The sequence below is a fragment of the Streptomyces anulatus genome (assembly GCF_000721175.1).
GTDB lineage: Bacteria > Actinomycetota > Actinomycetes > Streptomycetales > Streptomycetaceae > Streptomyces > Streptomyces anulatus_C.
Window position 1 is genome coordinate 1 of the sequence record NZ_JOEZ01000033.1, and the last position, 20,748, is coordinate 20,748.

Sequence of the window (20,748 nt, forward strand, 5' to 3'; positions counted from 1 at the left end):
GTAGATGTCGCAATCCACACCGAACCCGGAAGGCCCTCACTCGTTCAAGATCCCTAAGCCGTGGGATCCGTCACCAACCTCCATGGACAGAACACCTAGGGCCTGCCGGCTGCTTCCCGGAGCCCCAGCCGGGCCACCCGCCCCTTCTCGCCCGCCGCCCAGCAGCCCAGGTCGGGTGTGCAGTCGACGGTGTCGTACGAACCGGGGTCGACGGTCCGCCAGGTGCGCCCGCCGTCCAGCGTGAGGTCGGTGCCCGTCGGACCGACGGCCAGGGCGGCGGAGCGGCTGTGCGGCAGCCAGGTGACGCCGGAGCGGTAGGCGGGCGGCTGGGTGGCGGACCGCCGCCAGGTCCGGCCGCCGTCCCCGGTGACGGCGGCGGCCTTCGGGGAGGCCTCCTCGGGGCGGTAGTCGCCGCCGACGGCGATGCCGTGCCCCCGGTCGCGGAAGGCTACGGCGAAGACCCCGCGGGCCGGGTCGCCCGCCGGGAGGGTGGACGCGGCCGCCGTCCAGGTCAGGCCCCGGTCCCGGGAGTGCAGGACGCGGGCGGTAGCCGCTCCCCCGGTGGTCAGCCAGACGTCCTTGGGGCCGGAGCTGACCAGGCACTGACCGCTCGCGGCGAAGCCCGCCTCGCCGGGCAGCGCGGCGGGCATCCCGGCGTCGGGCAGGACCCGCCAGGAACGGCCGCCGTCCGCCGTGGACAGGACCCGGAACTTCCCGTCCACGGGGTCGCCCGCCGCGAGACCGTGCCGACTGTCGAAGAACGTCAGGCAGTTGAAGAAGGCACGGGGGTCGGTGTTGCGGAAGGACTCGATCCAGGTCGCTCCCCCGTCGTCGGTGCGCAGCACCCGGGAGGCCTCGCCCTCACCGATGGCCAGGGCGACGGCCCGGTGGCCGTCGAACGCCTCGATGTCCCGCAGTTCCAGTCCGGCGGCGCCCGGCGGTGACACGTCCCGCCAGGTGCGGCCGCCGTCGCCGGTACGCAGGACCGTGCCCTTCGACCCGGCGACCCAGGCGGTGGTGCGGCTGACCGCGGCGAGCCCCCGGAAGCGGGCGTCGGTGCCGGTGTCGGTGAGCTGCCAGCCCGGCAGGAACACGCGGGCGCTCACTTCCCTGGACCCGGCTCCCCCGGCCGGGATCTCTGCCGGCGCCGCGTGTGCGCCCGGTGCGACCAGTGCGGCGGCCAGGGCCGCCCCACCGGTCACCAGTGCCATCAGCCGTCTCGTGTTCCCCATGGCCTTCATGGCGCTGGAAGCTAGCCCACGGGTTCCGGCCCGTCCAGGGTGCGTCGCCGCCGACCGGGCAGGAGTGCAGGGGTGTGGGGAGATCCGTACGGGACCGGCCGGAACCGGTGACGCAGCTCACGCGGCGCGCCGGTGCACGAAACGAGGAGTTCCGTCGTCTACTCCAATGCCGGGAACCGTTCACCCAGCCGGGAGAGGGAGCAGGTCTTGTCCAGCGTTATCGAGCAGTCCGTGCAGGCCCGCATGGTCGCGTCCGCACCGCGGATGGAGACCCTGCCTGCGACTCTGAGTTACGACCGCCAGTACCCCTTCGCCATACGCATGGCGTTCCCGGCCCCGGCGACCCTGGAGGGCACCGAGGTGTCCTGGGAGTTCTCCCGCGAGCTGCTGTCCACCGGGGTGGACTCCCCCACCGGGCAGGGAGACGTGCGCGTACGGCCGTTCGGGTACGAGCGGACCGTGCTGGAGTTCCACGCCCCCGAGGGCATCGCCATGGTCCATGTGCGCACCGAGGAGCTGCGGCGATTCCTCCAGCGGGCGCAGGAGCTGGTCCCGGTGGGTGACGAGCACCGGTATCTGGACCTGGACCAGGGCCTGACCGACCTGCTCGGCGGTCCCCGCTGACCGCGAGGTAAATCCGGTTGCCGGGCCCGCACCCCGGCCCTACCTTCGTGATGGTTCCTGTCGTCGTCGATCGGAGTAGGACGTTGCTGATCTGAGGTCCCGTGCACACCGTGCAGCGCCCGCCGCGCCTTGCCGTGGCCGGAGCGCCCGTGTGCCATCTCAGTTCTCGCAGCCGTCCTTGTCGTTCCCCGACGTCCACGGGAGATCCGTATGCCTGCTTCCGACACTCACATCAGCTGTACCTCCCTCGCCTTCTCCTGGCCCGACGGCAGCGAGGTCCTCTCCGGCTTCGATCTCGCCGTGGGCCCCGGCCGTACCGGGCTCATCGGTCTCAACGGGTGCGGCAAGTCGACCCTGTTGCGCTTGATCGCCGGTGAACTCGCCCCGCAGGAAGGTGTGATCAAAGTCCGCGGCGAGCTGGGGTACCTGCCCCAGACCCTGGTCCTGGACACCGCGCTGCGGGTCGACGAGGTGCTCGGCGTCGCGGACCGGCGCGCGGCGCTCGACGCGGTCGAGTCGGGCGACGTGCGGGCGGAGCACTTCGCGGTGATCGGTGACGACTGGGACGTCGAGGAACGGTCCCTCGCCACGCTGGACGGGCTCGGCCTCGGGCACATCGGGCTCGACCGCACCATCGGGGAGATGTCCGGCGGCGAGTGCGTCCTGCTGCGGCTGGCCGCGCTGCTGCTGGACCGGCCCGGGGTGCTGCTGCTGGACGAACCGACGAACAACCTGGACGCGTACGCCCGTCGGCGGCTGTACGACGCGGTCGAAGCCTGGACGGGGGCGCTGCTCGTCGTCAGCCACGACCGGGAGCTGCTGGAGCGGGTGGACCGGATCGCGGATCTGCGCGAGGGCTCGGTCACCTGGTACGGCGGGAATCTGTCGGCGTACGAGGAGGCGCTCGCCGTCGAGCAGGAGGCGGCACAGCGCATGGTGCGGGCCGCCGAGTCGGACGTGCAGCGGCAGAAGCGCGAACTGTCCGAAGCCCAGGTCAAGTTGGCCCGTCGCAGGCGCTACGGGCAGAAGATGTGGGACACCAAGCGCGAGCCCAAGGTCGTGATGGGCCAGCGCAAACGCTCCGCCCAGGAGTCGGCCGGCAAGCACCGCATCCTGCACACCGAGCGGCTGGCGGCGGCCAGGGAACGCCTGGGCGAGGCGGAGCTGGCGGTGCGGGAGGACGAGGAGATCCGGGTCGAACTGCCGGGGACCCGGGTCCACCCGGGCAGCGAGGTGCTGCTGCTCCGCGAGCCGGTGCCGCCCTACGGTCCGCCGCTGCGGGGCGAGTTGATGGTGCGGGGTCCCGAGCGGATCGCGCTGACCGGGCGCAACGGGGCGGGCAAGACGGCGCTGCTCCGGACGATCGCGGGTGAGCTGACCCCTCTCTCGGGGGAGGCGAGCCCCTTGGTCGCGACGGGGTTCCTGCCGCAGCGGCTGGACGTGCTGGACGACGCGTCGTCGGTGGTGCGGAACGTGGCCCGGTCGGCCCCCGGCAGCACGGACAACGCCGTCCGGGCGCGGCTGGCCCGCTTCCTGTTCAAGGGGGCCGCGGCGGACCGCCCGGCGGGGACCCTGTCGGGCGGGGAGCGGTTCCGGGCGACGCTGGCGATGCTGCTGCTGGCCGATCCGGCGCCCCGGCTGCTGCTGCTCGACGAACCGACGAACAGCCTCGACCTGGCGAGCGTACGGCGGCTGACCGAGGCGCTGGCGGCGTACGAGGGAGCGCTGATCGTGGCGAGCCACGACGTGCCGTTCCTGGAGTCGATCGGGATCACCCGCTGGCTCCGGCTCGACGGCGAGCTCCGGGACACGACGGCGGAGGCGGTGCGCGCGGGTGGGTGGGACCCGGGGGCCGAGGGCCGCTGAGACCCCGGAGCCGGCGGCCTTCGGGCGTCGGGGAGAGCAACCGGGTCCGGTGGCCCTTCGGGTCGGGGCGCGTTTTCGGCGGCAGCGTTCACGGTGCCCGGGCCGACCTCACGGGCACGAGCGCGGGTGGGGCAAGCGCATGTCCGCACGGAGACAGGACCGCACGGAAAAGGCGACAGAAGCTGTCGGGTATCCCGCCTAGCGTCGCGCTCATGGATCGCTTCCCCGAGCGCGACGCGGAGCCGTACACCCCCGGCTCCGCGCACCGCGACATCGTCATCACCGGCGCGCGCGAGAACAATCTGCGCGACGTCTCCCTCCGGATTCCCAAGGGCCGGATCACCGTCTTCACCGGTGTGTCCGGTTCGGGCAAGTCGTCGGTCGTCTTCGACACGATCGCCGTGGAGTCGCAGCGGCAGCTGAACGAGACGTTCACCTCTTTCCTCCGCAACCGGCTGCCGAAGTACGAGCGGCCGCATGTCGAGTCCGTCGAGGACCTGTCGGTGGCCATCGTGATCGACCAGAAGCCGCTGGGCGGCAACGTCCGCTCCACGGTGGGCACGGCGACCGACATCTGGTCGGTGATCCGGGTGCTGTTCTCCCGGTGCGGGACCCCCAGCGCGGGCGGGGCGACCGCGTACTCGTTCAACGACCCCGCCGGAATGTGTCCGGAGTGCGACGGGGTGGGGCGCACGGTCCACCTGGATCTCGACCGGGCGATCGACTGGTCGAAGTCGCTGAACGAGGGGGCCCTGCTGCTGCCCGGTCTGTCGGTGGGCAGTTGGGAGTGGAACCTGTACGGGGGGTCGGGGCGCTTCGACAACGATCTGCCGCTGGCCGAGTTCGGCGAGGACGAGCGCCGGCTCCTGCTGCACGGTTCGGGGTTCACCGTCCGGATCGACATGCGGACCGCCTCGGCGGACATGAAGTTCGAGGGGATCGTGACCCGCTTCGACCGGCTGTACCTCAAGCGCGACACCGCCTCGCTGTCCGAGAAGCGTCGCGAGGCGGCCGCCCGGTTCACCGTGGAGCGGGTGTGCGGGGCCTGCGGCGGGGCGCGGCTGAACGCGGCGGCGCTCGCCACCCGGATCGACGGACTCTCGCCCGCCGACTACGGGCGGATGGAGGTCGCCGAACTCGTCCGCGTACTGGAGCGGATCGACGATCCGGTGGGCGGGCCGATCGCCGCCGCCGCCCGGGAACGGCTGGAGCGGCTGGCCGGCATCGGGCTCGGGTACCTGAGCCTGGACCGGGAGACCACGACCCTGTCGGGAGGCGAGGGCCAGCGGCTCAAGATGGTGCGGCACCTGGGCAGTTCGCTCACCGGACTGACGTTCGTCTTCGACGAGCCCAGCGTCGGCCTGCATCCGCGCGACGTCGGGCGGCTGGGCGATCTGCTGGTGCGGCTGCGCGACAAGGGCAACACGGTGCTGGTCGTCGAGCACGACCCGGACGTGATGGCCGTCGCCGACCATGTCGTCGACATGGGGCCGCGGGCCGGGGCGGACGGCGGTCATGTCGTCTTCGAGGGGTCCTTCGAGCGGCTGCGCGAGGCGGACACGCTCACCGGCCGGTCGTTGCGCCGCCGCGTCCCACTCAAGGAGACCGTCCGCTCCGCCACCGGCCGACTGCCCGTGTACGGGGCCGATCTGCACAACCTCAAGGGCCTGGACGTGTCGTTCCCCGCCGGGGTGCTGACCGCGGTGACGGGGGTGGCGGGTTCCGGGAAGTCGACCCTGGTGTCGCGGGTGTTCACGGCGGCGTACCCGGAGACGGTGGTGATCGACCAGAGCGCGATCACGGCCTCGTCGCGCTCCACCCCCGCCTCGTACATCGGCGCGCTGGACGCCATCCGCAAGGTGTTCGCCCGGGAGAACGGGGTGGACGCGGGGCTGTTCAGCTTCAACTCCGCCGGGGCCTGCGCGGGTTGCTCGGGGCGCGGGGAGATCTCGACGGATCTGGCGTTCATGGATCCGGTCACCACGACCTGCCCGGAGTGCGAGGGCCGCCGCTTCCACGACGACGTGCTGAAGCACCGGGTCGGGGGCCGGTCGATCGTGGACGTCCTGGACATGACGGCGGAGCGGGCGGCCGGGCTGTTCGAGGATCCGGTGCTGCTGCGGAAGCTGCGCACCCTCGACGCGGTCGGCCTCACCTACCTCACGCTGGGGCAGCCGCTCTCCTCGCTGTCGGGCGGTGAGCGTCAGCGGATCAAGCTCGCCACCCAGTTGCACCGCACCTCCAGCGTGTACGTGCTGGACGAGCCGACGACCGGACTGCACCTGGCGGACACGGGCACACTGGTGGATCTGCTGGACCGGCTGGTCGACGCGGGGAACACGGTGATCTGCGTGGAGCACAACCTGGATGTGGTCAAGCGGGCGGACTGGGTGATCGACCTGGGTCCGGACGGCGGCAAGGGCGGCGGTGAGCTGGTCTTCGAGGGGACGCCCGCCGGTCTGCTCGCACATCCGACGTCCGTCACCGGGCGGTATCTGCGCCGGGACCCGGGGGTGGAATCACTGATTCCAGCGTAGCGAAACGGCGCCCGGAAGGGCTCGGAGGGGCCTCTCACGCACCTCACCACCTGGACATATGGCCCTGCGTAGCCGACCGCTGCCGGGAGCGGGCTTGGCTTCGGCCTTAACGGCGCTTTAACCTACGGTCACGTAACCTACGAAGCCGTAGGTAATTCTCCCGTCCCCAGGAGCTCCCCGTGACGATCACCTCTCCCCACCTCGGCAGTTCGAAGGCGTGGACCGACGCCCAGCTGCTGTACGCGCTGGAAGAGGTGGTGGAGAAGGAACTCAACCGCCATCTCAAGGTCGCCAAGGACTGGATGCCCCACGAGTACGTGCCGTTCTCCGACGGGCGTAACTTCCCGGGCGTCTTCGAGGACGGCGACGCCTGGTCGCCGGACCAGTCCAAGGTCACCGACATCGGCAAGATCGCCCTCGTGGTGAACCTGCTGACCGAGGACAACCTCCCCAGCTACCACCACGAGATCGCCTCGCTGTTCGGCCGCGACGGCGCGTGGGGCACCTGGGTGCACCGCTGGACCGCCGAGGAGGGCCGTCACGGCATCGTGATGCGCGACTACCTGCTCACCTCGCGCGCCGTGGACCCCGACAAGCTGGAGCAGTTCCGCATGACGCACATGGCGGAGGGCTTCGAGTCGGACAACCGGCACTCGATGCTGCACTCCGTCGCGTACGTCGCCTTCCAGGAGCTGGCCACCCGCGTCTCGCACCGCAACACCGGCCACCAGTCCGGCGACCCGGTCTGCGACCGGATGCTGGCCCGGATCGCGACCGACGAGAACCTCCACATGGTCTTCTACCGCAATCTCCTGGGCGCCTCCTTCGAGCTGGCCCCGGACCTGACCATGCAGGCCGTGCGCGACGTCGTCGTCAACTTCCGGATGCCCGGACACGGCATGCCCGGCTTCGAGCGGGCCGCCGCGCAGATGGCGATCGGCGAGATCTACAACATGCGCATCCACCACGACGACGTGATCCAGCCCGTGCTGCGCTTCCTGAAGGTGATGGACATCGACGGGCTCGGCCCGGAGGGTGCGAAGGCCCAGGAGGAGCTCGGGCTGTACATGGGCGGACTGGACAGCGAGGCGTCGAAGTTCGACGAGAAGCTCGCCGCCCGCAAGGCCCGGATGGTGGCGCGCGGCCGCGCCTGATCCCAGCCCCCAGGCCGATGCCCTGATCCGGCCCGGGGTCTCACTCCTCGGCGGTGGCCTCGGCGTACGCCACGTCGCGTACATCGTCCGAGGAGTGCTGCCGCAGCATCCGCAGCTGGGTGCGCCACGGCCCGGTCCACCCGGTGCGCAGGCCGCACGCCACGGTCAGTTCGGCGGCGAGGAGACCCTCGGCCGGATCCCCCGTCCCCGCCAGCCGTGCGACGACGAGCAGCAGGGTGTCCGGGTCGCCGGCCTCCGCCCCCCGGAATCCGACGATCCGCCTGCCGACCGTCTGTGCGGTCCTGGCGGCGAGCGCCGGGCGACCGGTGTGCAGGGCGGCGAGCGCGACCAGTTCGGTGTGCAGCGGGTCCGGGTCCGCCGCCAGGTCCAGGGAGCGCGCGAGCAGGGCGACGGCGTCCGGCACGAGGTCGCGGTGGGCGGCCAGGGTCCGGCCCGCCTCGGTGAGCACCGCCGAGGCGGGCCGGTTGTCCGGCCCGGCCCGCAGCGACAGCGTCCTGGCCAGACGGCCGAGCCGCCGGCGGGCGGGCCGGTCCCGCTCCGCCCCGGCGTCGTCCGCCGTCTCGCCGGTGGCCAGCAGGGACAGGGCGCGGTTCAGGGCCCCGACCGCGGCCGGGGTGGTCAGGGCCGCGTCCACGAGGGCGTCGGCGGCCGAGCGCCACCTTCCCCGCCGGTCCAGATCGGTGACCGCGTCGACCAGGACCGCCGCCGCGTGCGGGGCCCAGGGCAGCCAGGGGACCAGCGCGGTGTGGGCGAGGGCGGCCAGCGTGTCGTCGTCGGTACGGCACACGTCCTGGATCAGCCGGGCGTAGCGCGGCCGCAGGGCCGGGTCCAGCTCCGTCGGGTGCGCCCGCAGCACCGCTCCGCGCAGCGCGCGTCCGCCGCCCGCCGCGTCCTCGGTCACCTCCCAGACGCGCTCGTCGCCGAGCAGCGCCGTACCGGCGGCCACGCAGGCGGCCCGCACGTCGAGATGCTGGCCGGGCTGCCCGTACGCGTCGGCGAGGAGAGCGGCCGCCTCCGCGCGCGGCAGCAGACCGGCGGCGAGCCGGACCATCTCCTTGCGGCTCGTCACCTTGCCGGTGCCGGGAGCCGTACGGGCGGCGAGCAGCGGGGCCAGCCGGGAGGGCCGGGTGCGGGCGGCGGCCCGGCCCGCCGCGTGGACGGCGACGCGCGCCCGGTCGTCACCGGCGTGCGCGAGCAGCTCGGGCAGCGTCTCGGCGGGCCGGTCGGTGTACGCGAGGGCGGCGAGCGCGGCCTCGGCGATCACCACCTCCGGGTCGTCCGTCCAGGCGCGTACGGCGTCGGCGCCCCGTCCGGGTATGCGGGCGAGCTGCCCCAGGGCGGCGGTGCGCAGGTACAGCGGCAGCTTCACGTCCGCCACCGTGCGCTGCACCGCGCGCAGCGCGGCACGCTGCTGACGGGGCGTCCAGCGCTCGGATCCGGCGACCTCGACCGTCCAGGACGTGCCGGGCCCGAGGAACCGGCCCCGGGGCGGCGTCCCGTCGAGGTACGGCGCCAGCAGGTCCGTACGCCTGCCGGTCACGACGCGCCGGACCTCCGGGAGTGCGACGGCGGACGGGTGCCGGGCGAGCAGCCGCTCGGTCCGCTCGTCCCGGCCGGCCGGGGCCCGGAGCCAGAGGGCGGCGGCGCTCCGGGCGGCGGAGGGCTCGCCGTAGTCCACGGCCTGCCACAGCAGGTCCTGGAGGCCGGGCATGGCGTCGGCGCGACGGCCCACGGCGCGGGCCAGGGCCAGGACGAGGCCGTAGTCGGAGCGTTCCGCGCCCGCTTCCAGCCAGGGCCGCAGCGCGTCGAAGACGGTGTGCTCCTGGCCCCTGCGGAGCATCCGGTCCAGGCGGCCCAGGTCGGCGCTGCCGCTGCTGCCGGTGATCCGGACCAGGGTGCGCAGCGCCCAGTTGAGCAGGTCGCGCTGCCCGGTCACCGCGTGCTCACGCAGCACACCGACGGCCAGGGAGCCGAGGGCGGAGCGGGTGGCGGCGGAGGAGTCGCGGGCCTCCACGGCGTCGGCGGCGATGCGGTCGAGCAACGGTTCCACCGCGTCGGTGAAGAGGGCGGGCTTCACCCCGTTCAGGGCGGTGAGGGCGGCGGAGCGGACGGGGTCCTGTTCGTTGCGCAGGCGCAGCAGGTCCTCCAGCACTGTGGCGGCGCGGGCCGGGTCGCCGGAGCGGCCCGCGCTGCCGACGAGCAGCGCCCAGGCCGTGGCGCGGTCGGCGGCGGCGGGGCCCCGGGTGGCGGCCAGGAGCGGTTCGCGTCCCTCGTCGAAGGGGAGGTAGGACGTGGCGTCGAGGACGGCGGCGGCGTCTTGGCGCGCCCGGGCCCGTTCCGCCGCCCGCCGGGCGACGGCCACGACCCCGTTGCGGGGCAGCGCGTCCAGCAGCCGGGTGTCGACGGTGTTCCCCGACGCGCCCTCGCCCCTGCCGTCGGTGACCGCTGCGTGAAGCGCGGTGCGACGGCCGGGCGGCAGGGCGCGGAGGAGCCGGGGCAGCGGGCCCGCCGGGTCCGGTGCGCTGCGGCCCAGTTCGACGAGGAGCGTGTCGGGGAGCGCCCGGACGAGGCGGCGCAGTTCGGTTCCGCTGAGTGCGCGGTGCAGGTGCGCGCAGACGTCGGGCCTGATGGCGAGCCGGGCGACGCGGGCGGGGTCGGCGGCGACGAGTCGTCCGAGGCGGCGGTGCAGGACGACCGGCAGCCGGGTGGGGCCGAAGTGTTCGAGGAGGTCGAGCACCCGGTGCGGGAGGGCCGCCGCCGCCACGGCGATGCCCCGGGGGTGGCCGTGCCCCTGCCACCAGGCGTCCCGCGCCGATGCGGGGAGGCCGGTCAGTTCCTCCTCGGCGGAGTCCAGGACCGGTCCGGGGTGGTGGTGGCCGAGCGAGGACCAGCAGTCCGTCGAGCGCCGCAGCTCCGGCAGCAGAGCCTCGACCGTCGCGGCCGAGCAGCCGGGCAGCAGGCGGGCCGCATCGCGGTCGCCCCAGGTGTCGCGCAGGACGGTGACCAGACGGTCGGCGAGCGCGGTGCGGCGGTCGGCGACGATCGCCCGCACGAGTTGTCGGCGTACGGCGGCGGGCGCGTCGGCGAGTGCGCTTTCGTACGCCGTGTCCGGCACGCCCAGCGCCCGTGCCGTGCGCAGGGCGTGTCCGCGCACGACGGCGTCCTCGTCGGCGAGGTGCGCGGCGATCCACGCGGCGTCCCGGCCGGCCGAGGCGGCGATGGCCGCGATCCGGCGCTCGTACGGGTCGCCGTCCTCCAGTTCGTCGAGGACGGCGCGCAGCGTTCCCTCGGCGGCCAGTCGGCGTGCCCGCACCGCCAGTTCACATCCGCGACCGGCATGGGGCAGCGGTTCGAGCGCGTCGAGGAGGGCGGCGGCGAGGACGAGCGGCGGGGCGTCGGTCATGGTCCGATTGTGCCGGGCGCCGCCCGATCACCCCAGGTGTTTACGGTGCGTGGGTGCTACCGGGGGCGTTCAGCCCCGGCCGCGTCCTTCTCTGCGCATCCGCTCGCGCTCCTTCTCGGACAGCCCGCCCCAGACGCCGAACCGCTCGTCGTTGGCGAGTGCGTACTCCAGGCAGGCCAGACGCCCTTCGCAGGCGTTGCACAGTTGCTTGGCCTCGCGGGTCGAACTGCCCGGGGCCGGGAAGAAGAACTCGGGCCCGGCCTGCGCGCACAACGCGGTCTCCTGCCAGGCGAGTGCGTCGTCGGTCACGGTGTTGATCAGCATGTGACCACGGTGCCCGGTGGCGATAAACAACTGATCAACGATTCATCAATCAGTGGCCGCAGGGGCGGCTACTGCCTCGGCTCGGGCCTCATGACCGCGAAGACCGCCCCGTACGGATCGGCGACGTTGGCCATCTTGCCGACGCCGGGCACCTCCATGGCGGCCAGGGTCTCCGTACCGCCGAGCCGCTTGGCCTCGGCCACCGTGGCGTCGACGTCGGCGACGTCGAAGTACGGCAGCCAGTGGGGGCCGCGGGCGGCCTCGGACGGGACGTCGCCCATCCGGACCAGGCCGCCGAACGACGCCTCCGGTCCGGCGCCGGCCGGGTGGACCGTGGTGTAGGTGTAGTCGGTGCCCTCCACCTCGAGTTCGTCGGTCCGCCAGCCGAGGACGCTTCCGTAGAACGCGGCCGCCGCTGGGACGTCGGGGGTGTACAGCTCGGCCCAGAGGAACGAGCCGGGCTCCTGGACGACGCCGAAGCCGGGGTGCTCCTTCGGCTGCCAGACACCGAAATACGCTCCGGCCGGGTCCGTGAAGCCGCCCATGCTGCCGAAGTCCAGGACGTTCATCGGCTCGAACGCGGCGCGGCCGCCCGCCTGCTCCACCGCCGCCGCGGTGGCGGCGACGTCGGGTGACTGGAAGGAGACCGACCAGGCGCTCGGCGACTCGTCCTCGGAGACCGTCATCACCCCGCCGACGTACCGCCCGTCCAGGGTGAGCATGCCGTAACCGCCGACCTCGGGGCCGCCGGGGATCAGGTCCCAGCCGAACAGGTCCCGGTAGAAGGCGGTGGCCCCGTCGAGGTCGGGGGTGCCGAGATCGACCCAACTGGGCGCTCCGTCGGAGAAGGTGGGGCTGGTCATGGCGTGCTCCTCAGTCGGTCCGGGGGTCCCGCTCGTCCGATCCGCGGCCCTGCTCGTCGGTACTGCCGGGGTGATTCCTCTCGTTGCGAGTCTTGCACCGGGCACTGGTGACCGCAGTCCGCGCGGGGCCGACCGGGGTGTGGTCCACCGGCGGTGATCGCCACCGCCGTGCGGCCCAGAGTAGGCATCGCGCGCCCGCCGGGGCGAAGCGTCGGACCGGCGCGTCGCACGTCCACCGTCCCGCGCACCGTCCACCGTCCCGCGCACCCGTCGCCGGTCGCCGGTCGCCCCGACGGGCCGGGAGTGTCCGCGGGGCGTGGCACGATGGCGAGGAGGCCACGAGAGCGGGGGCCCGGGGCTGCGAGACACCCTCGGGAACAGAAGGACGCACATGAAGCAGAGCGGGGCGGATGGCGGGACGCTCGCGCGCGGGGTCGCCGAGGGCCCGGTGTCCACCGGCGGCGCGGCCCGTGCGCTGCTCGCCCGCGCGGAGCGGCTCCTGGAGAGCGCCCGCGCCGTGCCGGCGGACCGGGCGAACGCCGTGGACGCCGTGCGCTCCGTCCTCGATCCGCTGCTCGACTCCCTGGTGGACCGGGAGCTGGCCCACATCCCCGTCGCCCGGCTCAAGGACGTCACGGAGGGGCGGCTGCGCCTCGTGGCCCTGGAGCAGGCCGGGTTCGGCACGGTCGGGCAGGTCCACGGCACGAACCGCTACGAGCTCCGGCAGCTCCCCGGGGTCGGGGCGCACACCGCCGACCAGGCGCTGGCCGCCGCCGGGCAGATCGCCCACGCCGTGCGCGACACCGTCTCGGTACGGCTCGACGTGGACGCCCCTGACGACACGAGCACCGCCCTGGTCATCGCCCTGCACCGGCTGGTCGGGGCCGGTGCGGAGGCGCGGCGGGCGGTGGACGCTGCCCGTCGGCTGACCGAACTGCTCGGTCCCGCGGTGGCGGCGGCCGCACCGGCCGGGAGCCGGCTGCGGATGCTGTTCACCGGGCGGGCGGTGCGGGCCCGGGTGCGGGAGGCGCTCGGTTCGGTGCGGGCGGCCGTGGCGGCCGCCGCGGAGCGGGACCTGCCGGTGCTCCTCGCGCAGGCGTCGGCCGACCTGCTGCGGTCACCGGCGTCGCCGGCTGAGGCATGGGTGGACTTCGAGCTGCGGTCCGCCGAGTACTACAGCCTGTTGGCCGAGTTGTCCGGCAGCGGTCCGGACCGGGACGCCGCCGAGGGGTTCCTGCCCGCCGGTATCGCGGACCGGGTGCGTGCGCTCCGGCTCGACGACACGCATCTGCGGGTGTCGCTGCGCGGCTACCAGGCGTTCGGGGCGCGCTTCGCGCTGGCGCAGAAGCGGGTCGTCATCGGGGACGAGATGGGGCTCGGCAAGACCGTCCAGGCCATCGCCGCCCTCGCCCATCTCGCCGCCCACGGCGAGAGACACTTCCTCGTGGTGTGCCCGGCGAGCGTGCTGATCAACTGGACCCGGGAGATCCGGGCCCGCTCCACGCTGCGCGCCGTTCCGGTGCACGGCGCGGAGCGGACCGAGGCGTTCGCGGACTGGCGCGGGAGCGGTGGGGTGGCGGTGACCACCTTCGACGCGCTGCATCTGCTGCCCGAGGGTGCGGCGGCCGATGTGCGGCCCGGGATGCTCGTGGTGGACGAGGCCCACTTCGTGAAGAACCCCGCGGCCCGCCGGTCCCGGGCGGTCGCCGGCTGGGCGGAGCGCGTGGAGCGGGTGCTGTTCCTGACCGGCACTCCGATGGAGAACCGGGTGGAGGAGTTCCGCAGCCTGGTGCGCCAACTGCGCCCCGAGCTCGCGCCGTCGGTCAGCGGCACGCACGGCGCGGCCGGTTCGCGGGCCTTCCGCCGGGCCGTCGCCCCCGCCTATCTGCGCCGCAACCAGGTGGACGTGCTGGCCGAACTCCCGGCGCTGGTCCACGTGGACGAGTGGGAGGAGTTCGGCCCCGAGGACCGGGGCGCCTACCGCGAGGCGGTCGCCTCCGGGCGGTTCATGCGGATGCGCCGGGCCGCGTACGCCGTGCCCGAGGCGTCCGCCAAACTGGAGCGGCTGCGCGAACTGGTCGGCGAGGCACGGGACAACGGCCTGAAGGTGGTCGTCTTCTCGTACTTCCGCGAGGTCCTCGCGACGGTCGGCGACGCCCTGGGGCCGGGGGCGTACGGTCCACTGTCCGGGGGTGTCCCGCCGGCCCGGCGGCAGGAGCTGGTCGACGCGTTCTCCGCCGTGGACGGGCACGCGGTGCTGCTGAGCCAGATCCAGGCGGGCGGTACCGGGCTGAACATGCAGGCCGCCTCCGTGGTCATCCTGTGCGAGCCGCAGATCAAGCCCACCCTTGAGCACCAGGCCGTCGCCCGCGCCCACCGGATGGGTCAGGTGCGCACGGTCCAGGTGCACCGGCTGCTGGCCACGGACAGCGTGGACCAGCGCATGGTGGAGCTGCTGGCCCGCAAGGACCGGCTCTTCGACGCGTACGCCCGGCGCAGCGACCTCGCGGAGACCACCCCGGACGCGGTGGACGTCTCCGACGCGGAGCTGGTCCGGCGCATCGTCGAGGCGGAGCAGCAGCGGCTGGCGGACGACACCCACCGTCCCTGACCGGGCCCGCCCCCTCCGCGGGCGCGTGACGGACTCGGTCAGTGCCGGTGCTCCGCCGCACCCTTGTCGGCGCTCTTCCTCTCGGCCTTCTCCTCCGTGCCGCCCGCCGCATGGTGGGGTTCGTAGCCCGGGATCGTACCGTCGGCCTTCTTGATCAGCAGGAGCCCCGCCATCCCCATGTCGGAGTGGCTCTGGACATGGCAGTGGTACATCCACGCGCCCGCGCCCACGCGTTCGCCCGCGATGAACTGGAGGCCGAAGGAGTCGGCGGGCCCGCAGATCTTGTTGTCGATGACCCTGCTGGGGTCGTCGGGACCGGTCAGCAGGCCCGTCCGGTTGTCGGCCCAGCGGTGACCGTGGATGTGGAACGTGTGGTAGTACTCGCCGTGCGTGATCATCACGACTTCGAGCCGATCGCCCACCGTGGCCTCGAAGTTGGTGCTGTTGTGCTCCGCCTTGTTGTTGATCGTCATGTCGTTGAAGACGATCGTGAACGTCTTGTCGGGCAGGATGTCGCCCTTGCGGCGCACGATGACCGGCCCGTAGAGCCCCTTGCGGATGCCTCCGGTGCCGTGGTCCGTGCCGACGACATGGTCGTGGTAGTGCCAGTAGCCCGCACTGCCCGGCTCCCAGGTGCCGTCCTCGCGGCGGCCCGGGGCGTGCGTGCGCCAGGTGTACGTCCGCGTGCCGCCGGGCTCGACATGGCTCTTGTTCATCCTGGTGCCGTCGTTGGCGATGTCGTAGTCGACGCCGTGGACATGGAGGCTGGCGTCGGCGTCGGTGAGGTTCTCGAACTCGATGTGCAGCGTGTCGCCCTCGTTGACCTCGATGAGGGGGCCGGGGATCGAGGCCCTGCCCTTCTCGAAGCCGTAGCCGAGCTGCCCGTCCGCCAGCTTCTCCGCGTACATCTTCAGTCGGCGCACCACCCCGCCGGCCGGGGCGGTACGCGGCGGGTTCTCGGCCGAGCTCGCCTCCACCACTCCGAGTGACAACGATGTCACACCGGTCGCGGCCGCCGCCGCGCCACCGACCAGCATCCGCCGGCTGAAGGTCCTTCGGTCCATGTCGAACTCCCCACTGCGATAAGGAACCTGGCGCGATCGCCGATCGGAACACCGCTCACGGGATCCCCGGAACGGGCCACACCGTAGCCGGGGCACTTCCGTTTATCCACACCCAGGACAAAGTTCGTGCGATTGCTGCCATAGCTATTGGCGGACCACGAAAAGAGGTCTAGCTTCGTGCGCTGTCGCAGTGAATCAAGAGGTACGGACGAAGAACTGACGAAGAGCAGAGCGAGCCACAGTCACCGAGAGGTGCAGTGACCACAGAGGGGTGGGTGACCACATGCAGCGCGCATCACATCACCGGTCCAGATCGCGACGCGGCCTCGCGGCGGCCGTGGCGGCCGGCGCACTGACCGTGTCCATGCTGGGCAGCGGCGGCCCGGCCAGCGCGGATCCGTCGCCGGACCGGGCCCTGGTCGAGAGAATGGCGACAACGTTGTCGCTGCCGTCTCCGCCCGGTTCCGCGAAGCGGGTCAAGGTGCTGGTCTTCCACGCGTCGGCGGGCGACGAGGCGCCGTACACGGACGCCGGCATCGCGGCGATCGAGAAGATCGGGCTGAGCGGCCCGGAGTCCGGGCGGTTCGCCACCGTGGCCACGGCCGACCCCGGGGTCTTCACCAACGGCAAGCGGCTCGGTTCCTTCCACGCCGTCGTCTTCCTGACCGGCGGGGGCGACGTCCTCGACCCGGAGCAGGAAGCGGGCCTGGAGGCCTACATGGAGGCCGGCGGCGGTTTCCTCGGCGTCCATGACGCGGCGCGCACCGAGCCGTACTCGGACTGGTTCACCGGTCTGGTCGGAGCCCGCCCGGCGGCGAACGGTCCGACGTCCGTGCAGCGGGCGACCGTCGAGATCGGCGACCGGGTCCACCCGGCCACCAGGAGCCTGCCGCTGGAGTGGAAGCGGCCCGACAAGTGGCTGAACTGGACGAAGAACCCGTCCGGTGACGTCCACACCGTGGCGCGCGTGAGGGAGTTGACGTACAAGCCGGGTGCGAGCGCCAACGGCTGGGACCACCCGGTCTCCTGGTGCCGTGACTACGACGGCGGACGGTCCTTCTACACGGCCATGGGCGGTACGGCGGACAGCTTCGCGGAGACCGACTTCCGCGAGCACCTGCGCGGCGCCCTCGCCTGGACGAACCGGACCTCGCAGGCCGACTGCAAGGCGACGATCACCTCGAACTACACCGCCGAGCGCGTCACCGAGCCCAACCAGCCGGGCCGGAACGACCAGATCGGCGAACCGCACGGTCTGGTGACCGCGCCGGACGGGCGGGTCTTCTACATCGGGCGCGGCGGCGCCGACAGCTCCGTCCCGGTCGTCATCGACTGGAGCGACCCGAACATCGGCAAGGGCAAGGGCGAGATCCACGTCTACGACCCGAAGACCGGCAAGGTCACCCTGGCCGGTGCGGTGGACGTCTTCGGCAACAAGGGCGGCGGCGACGAACTGGTCAAGGTCGAGGAGGGGTTGCTCGGCATCGAGCTGGACCCGGACTTCGCGTCGAACGGGTGGGTGTACCTGCACTACACACCGCACGCGAAGATCGACCGCGACAAGCGCATGGCGACCCGGCAGGTCTCGCGCTTCACCTTCGACTCCGCGTCCGACAAGCTGGACCTGGCCTCGGAGAAGGTGCTGCTCGGCTGGCCGGTGCAGATCAACAGCTGCTGCCACGCGGGTGGTGGCATGGCGTGGGACTCGAAGGACAACCTGTACATCGCGACCGGTGACAACAACTCCTCCGGTTTCAGCAACGGTTACTCCGGCAACAACCCGCAGCCGAACTACAAGGGCGTCTCCTTCGCCGACGCGCGGCGCACCGCGGGCAACACCAACAACCTCAACGGGAAGATCCTGCGGATCCACCCTGAGGACGACGGGACGTACACCCTGCCGTCCGGCAACCTCTTCACCGGTGACGAGCCGGACGAGGGCGGCGGCAAGACCCGCGGCGAGATCTATGTGATGGGTGTGCGCAACCCGGCCCGGATCTCGGTCGACACCTCGACGGACACGCTGTACGCGGGCTGGGTCGGCCCGGACGCGGGCTCGCCCTCCACCACCTGGGGTCCGGCGAAGTACGACACGTTCGCCGCGATCACCAAGGCCGGCAACCACGGCTGGCCGTACTGCATGGGCAACAACCAGCCCTACCGGGACCGCAACCTGCCGGACCCGGCCAAGCCGCTGGGCTGGTACGACTGCGACGCCCCGAAGAACGAGTCGCCGCACAACGACGGCCTGGTCAAGCTGCCGCCGGTGACCCCGAACACCATCTGGTACTCGCCGCAGGGCGGCGGGGTCGACTACCCGCGCGACGAGAACGGCGTACCGAGCTACGAGGCGGAGGAGGGCAAGGAGCTGCTGCCCTGGCTCAAGGGCGGCGGGCAGGCCACGATGAACGGCCCGGTCTACCGCTACGACGCGCAGAGCGAGTCCACCGCCAAGTGGCCCGCCTACTGGGACGGCAAGTGGTTCGTCGGCGACTTCTACGACGACACCCAGCCCCGGCACGCCGTGCTCACCGACCCGAAGACGGCCGGAAGGGGCGGACTGCCCACGCACGCCGAGTCGTTGAAGAAGATCATCCCGGTCGGGGCCGACGGCATCCGCAATCTGATGGACTGGAGGTTCGCGCCGGACGGTTCGCTGTACGTCCTGGACTACGGGCGCGGGTTCTTCACCTCCGACCCCAAGTCCGCGCTGTGGCGGGTTTCGTACAAGGGCGGCGGCGCTACCCCGGCCGCCAGGGATCTCGTCGGAAAGGCGGCGGCGAAGTGAGACACCACGCGCTCCTGGCACGCGGGCGGCATCGTCCGCCGGACTTCTGGGTGGCCCTGCTGGCCTCCCTCCTGATGGTCCTCGGGCTGACCTCGACGGCCGCGTACGGCAAGGGGGACGACGCTCCCCCGGCGGCCGCCGCCAACCAGGTGCTGACCTGGACCGCGGGCGATCCGATCGACCACTACCTGTCCGCGCCGAAGACGGCGGTGGCCGGCAAGGCGACCATCGTCTTCGAGAACAGCACGGCCACCGGGAACACGACGAGCATGCCGCACACGCTGACGTTCGGCGTGTCGGACCCGGAGTTCAACGACGACGTCCAGCTGAACATCCTGGCCAACCCGGGCGACGCGGAGGGCGGCAAGCACAGCGTGGAGGTCACGCTGTCGCCCGGCCGGTACTTCTACCACTGCACGATCCCCGGCCACGGCCAGATGCAGGGCATCCTGACCGTCACCGAGGGCAGCGGTGACGACACCGAGGCCCCCGCGACCTCGGCGAAGGTCGACGGCGACAGAGACGGCGACGGCGCGTACATCGGCCAGGCCACGGTCAGTGTCGAGGCCACCGACGAGGGCTCCGGCGTCGACACCGTCGAGATCGCCCTCGGGACGGACGGCGAGTGGCAGCCCTACACCACACCCGTCGTGGTGAACGAGGTCGGCGACCACACGGTCCGCTACCGGGCCACCGACAAGGCCGGCAACGCCGCGGCGGAGAAGTCCGTCGACTTCGCGGTCGCCGCGCCGCCGACCGACGACGAGACGCCGCCGGAGACCTCGGCGACCGTCTCGGGCGAGAAGGACGACGCGGGCGCGTACCTGGGGATGGCCACGGTCACCGTGACCGCGTCCGACACCGGGTCCGGCGTCAACACCATCGAGTACGCGCTCGGCGCGGCCGGCGCGTGGCAGCCGTACACCGCACCGGTGATGGTCCACGAGGTGGGCGAGCACCAGGTCCGCTACCGGGCCACCGACCGGTCGGGCAATGTCGCCGACGAGAAGTCCGTCGACTTCACCGTGGTCGAGCCGCCGTCGCAGGACCGGACGGCTCCGGAGACCTCGGTGAAGGTCGAGGGCGACAGGAACTCCGACGGAGCGTTCATCACCAGCGCCAGGGCCACCGTCTCCGCTACCGACGACGACTCGGGCGTGGACAAGGTGGAGTACTCCCTCGACGGCGGCCCCTACCTGGCGTACACCACTGCGGTGATCGTCGACCGGGTCGGTCACCACTCCATCGTCCACCGGGCGACGGACAAGGCCGGCAACACCTCCGAGGCGAAGAAGGTGTCGTTCACCATCGCCCAGGGCGGCGGGGTTCCCGCGCCGAACTGCGCGGAGTTCGACGAGCGGCACACCGTCTTCGTCGGCACGATCGACACGGGCGTGCCGAACAGGATCACCCGTAACCGCTGCACGATCAACGAGCTGATCGAGGACGAGAAGGACTGGTCCTCCCACGCGCTGTTCCTCAAGCACGTGACGTCGGTGCTCGACAAGCTGAAGACCGACGGTGTCATCGACCAGCGTGAGCGCAGGGCGATCAACCAGGCCGCCAAGCAGTCGGGCATCGGGAAGCCGGGCCAGGTCGAGGGCTACACCAAGCTCTTCGACGGCACGGCGGCCTCGCTCGCCAGGTGGAGCCACGTGGGCGGCGGCGCGTTCGGGCTGAACGAGGAGGAGGGCTCGATCACCAGCTCCACCGCGGTGGACGGCATGGGCATGCTGTGGTTCCCGACCCGTGCGTACGGTGACTTCTCGCTGAAGCTCCAGTGGCGGGACGACGCCCCGGGCTCGGGCAACGCCAACGGCGGGGTCTTCGTCCGCTTCCCGAAGGTCCACGACCACCCGGAGGAGTCGCGTCCGGAGTGGGTCGCCATCAAGTACGGCCATGAGATCCAGGTCAACGACCGGCCGGACGGAGACATGTACAAGACCGGTTCGGTGTACGGCTTCGACCGGGTGGGGCTCGGCGGCGCCGGCGTCACGCCCAAGGGCACCTGGAACGACTACGAGATCAAGGTGGTGGACCAGCACTACGAGATCTACCGCAACGGTGTCCTGATCAACGAGTTCGACAACACCGGCGGTCAGCTCTTCGAGCCGCCGCGCGGCGACGACCCGGGCACCGACGGCCGGCGGTTCGCCTCCGGTCACATCGGACTCCAGGTGCACGGCGTCACCGACGTCATCTCGTACCGCGACATCCGGATCAAGGAGCTGTAGAAGCTCCGGCACCGAGGA

The 20,748-nt window shown here is 72.3% G+C and carries 12 protein-coding genes; 7 read left to right on the top strand and 5 right to left on the bottom strand.

Translation table 11 applies throughout. The features are described from left to right. Positions 1-95 precede the first annotated feature (95 nt). A complete protein-coding gene (locus IG90_RS0130615; RefSeq protein ID WP_051860320.1) occupies positions 96-1,241 on the bottom strand; it encodes a WD40/YVTN/BNR-like repeat-containing protein in 1,146 nt (381 codons plus the stop codon). Between the two features lie 207 nt (positions 1,242-1,448). Here IG90_RS0130615 and ssgD point away from each other — a divergent pair, with 207 nt between their 5' ends. From ssgD to IG90_RS0130635, 4 genes are all read left to right on the top strand, one after another. Next, positions 1,449-1,865: a spore wall synthesis regulator SsgD gene (gene ssgD, locus IG90_RS0130620; protein WP_030591696.1), complete on the top strand. Its 417-nt coding sequence runs from the start codon at positions 1,449-1,451 to the stop codon at positions 1,863-1,865. Between the two features lie 210 nt (positions 1,866-2,075). Next, entirely contained in the window at positions 2,076-3,731 is a 1,656-nt protein-coding gene (locus IG90_RS0130625) for an ABC-F family ATP-binding cassette domain-containing protein (protein ID WP_030591699.1), read from the top strand. Positions 3,732-3,943: 212 nt separating this feature from the next. After that, positions 3,944-6,268: an ATP-binding cassette domain-containing protein gene (locus IG90_RS0130630; protein WP_030591702.1), complete on the top strand. Its 2,325-nt coding sequence runs from the start codon at positions 3,944-3,946 to the stop codon at positions 6,266-6,268. 179 nt (positions 6,269-6,447) lie between these two features. Beyond that, complete coding sequence (locus tag IG90_RS0130635) at positions 6,448-7,422, top strand: acyl-ACP desaturase (protein ID WP_030591705.1); 975 nt, start codon at positions 6,448-6,450, stop codon at positions 7,420-7,422. A 40-nt stretch (positions 7,423-7,462) separates the two neighbouring features. Here the strand turns inward: IG90_RS0130635 and IG90_RS0130640 are convergent, their stop codons facing one another. The 3 genes from IG90_RS0130640 to IG90_RS0130650 all read right to left on the bottom strand — a co-directional run bounded on the left by IG90_RS0130640 (position 7,463) and on the right by IG90_RS0130650 (position 12,033). Beyond that, positions 7,463-10,846, bottom strand: a complete 3,384-nt coding sequence (locus tag IG90_RS0130640; RefSeq protein WP_030591708.1) for a hypothetical protein — start codon at positions 10,844-10,846, stop codon at positions 7,463-7,465. A gap of 69 nt (positions 10,847-10,915) precedes the next feature. Next, positions 10,916-11,170, bottom strand: coding sequence for a WhiB family transcriptional regulator (locus IG90_RS0130645; protein ID WP_030591711.1), 255 nt, complete (start codon positions 11,168-11,170; stop codon positions 10,916-10,918). Between the two features lie 68 nt (positions 11,171-11,238). Further along, on the bottom strand, positions 11,239-12,033 hold the full coding sequence (locus IG90_RS0130650) for a VOC family protein (RefSeq protein WP_030591714.1): 795 nt from the start codon (positions 12,031-12,033) through the stop codon (positions 11,239-11,241). 391 nt (positions 12,034-12,424) lie between these two features. Here IG90_RS0130650 and IG90_RS0130655 point away from each other — a divergent pair, with 391 nt between their 5' ends. Beyond that, complete coding sequence (locus IG90_RS0130655; protein ID WP_030591717.1) at positions 12,425-14,644, top strand: DEAD/DEAH box helicase; 2,220 nt, start codon at positions 12,425-12,427, stop codon at positions 14,642-14,644. Between the two features lie 38 nt (positions 14,645-14,682). Here IG90_RS0130655 and IG90_RS0130660 read toward each other — a convergent pair whose 3' ends face one another. Beyond that, positions 14,683-15,708 (bottom strand): multicopper oxidase domain-containing protein, encoded by a 1,026-nt coding sequence (locus tag IG90_RS0130660; protein WP_030591720.1) that lies wholly within the window; start codon positions 15,706-15,708, stop codon positions 14,683-14,685. Positions 15,709-15,991: 283 nt separating this feature from the next. Between IG90_RS0130660 and IG90_RS0130665 the strand changes: the two genes are divergently transcribed. Further along, positions 15,992-18,496, top strand: coding sequence for a ThuA domain-containing protein (locus tag IG90_RS0130665; RefSeq protein ID WP_233436127.1), 2,505 nt, complete (start codon positions 15,992-15,994; stop codon positions 18,494-18,496). Beyond that, on the top strand, positions 18,493-20,730 hold the full coding sequence (locus tag IG90_RS0130670) for an OmpL47-type beta-barrel domain-containing protein (protein WP_030591726.1): 2,238 nt from the start codon (positions 18,493-18,495) through the stop codon (positions 20,728-20,730). Before IG90_RS0130665 ends, IG90_RS0130670 begins: the two co-directional genes overlap by 4 nt. The last annotated feature ends 18 nt before the right edge of the window (positions 20,731-20,748 follow it).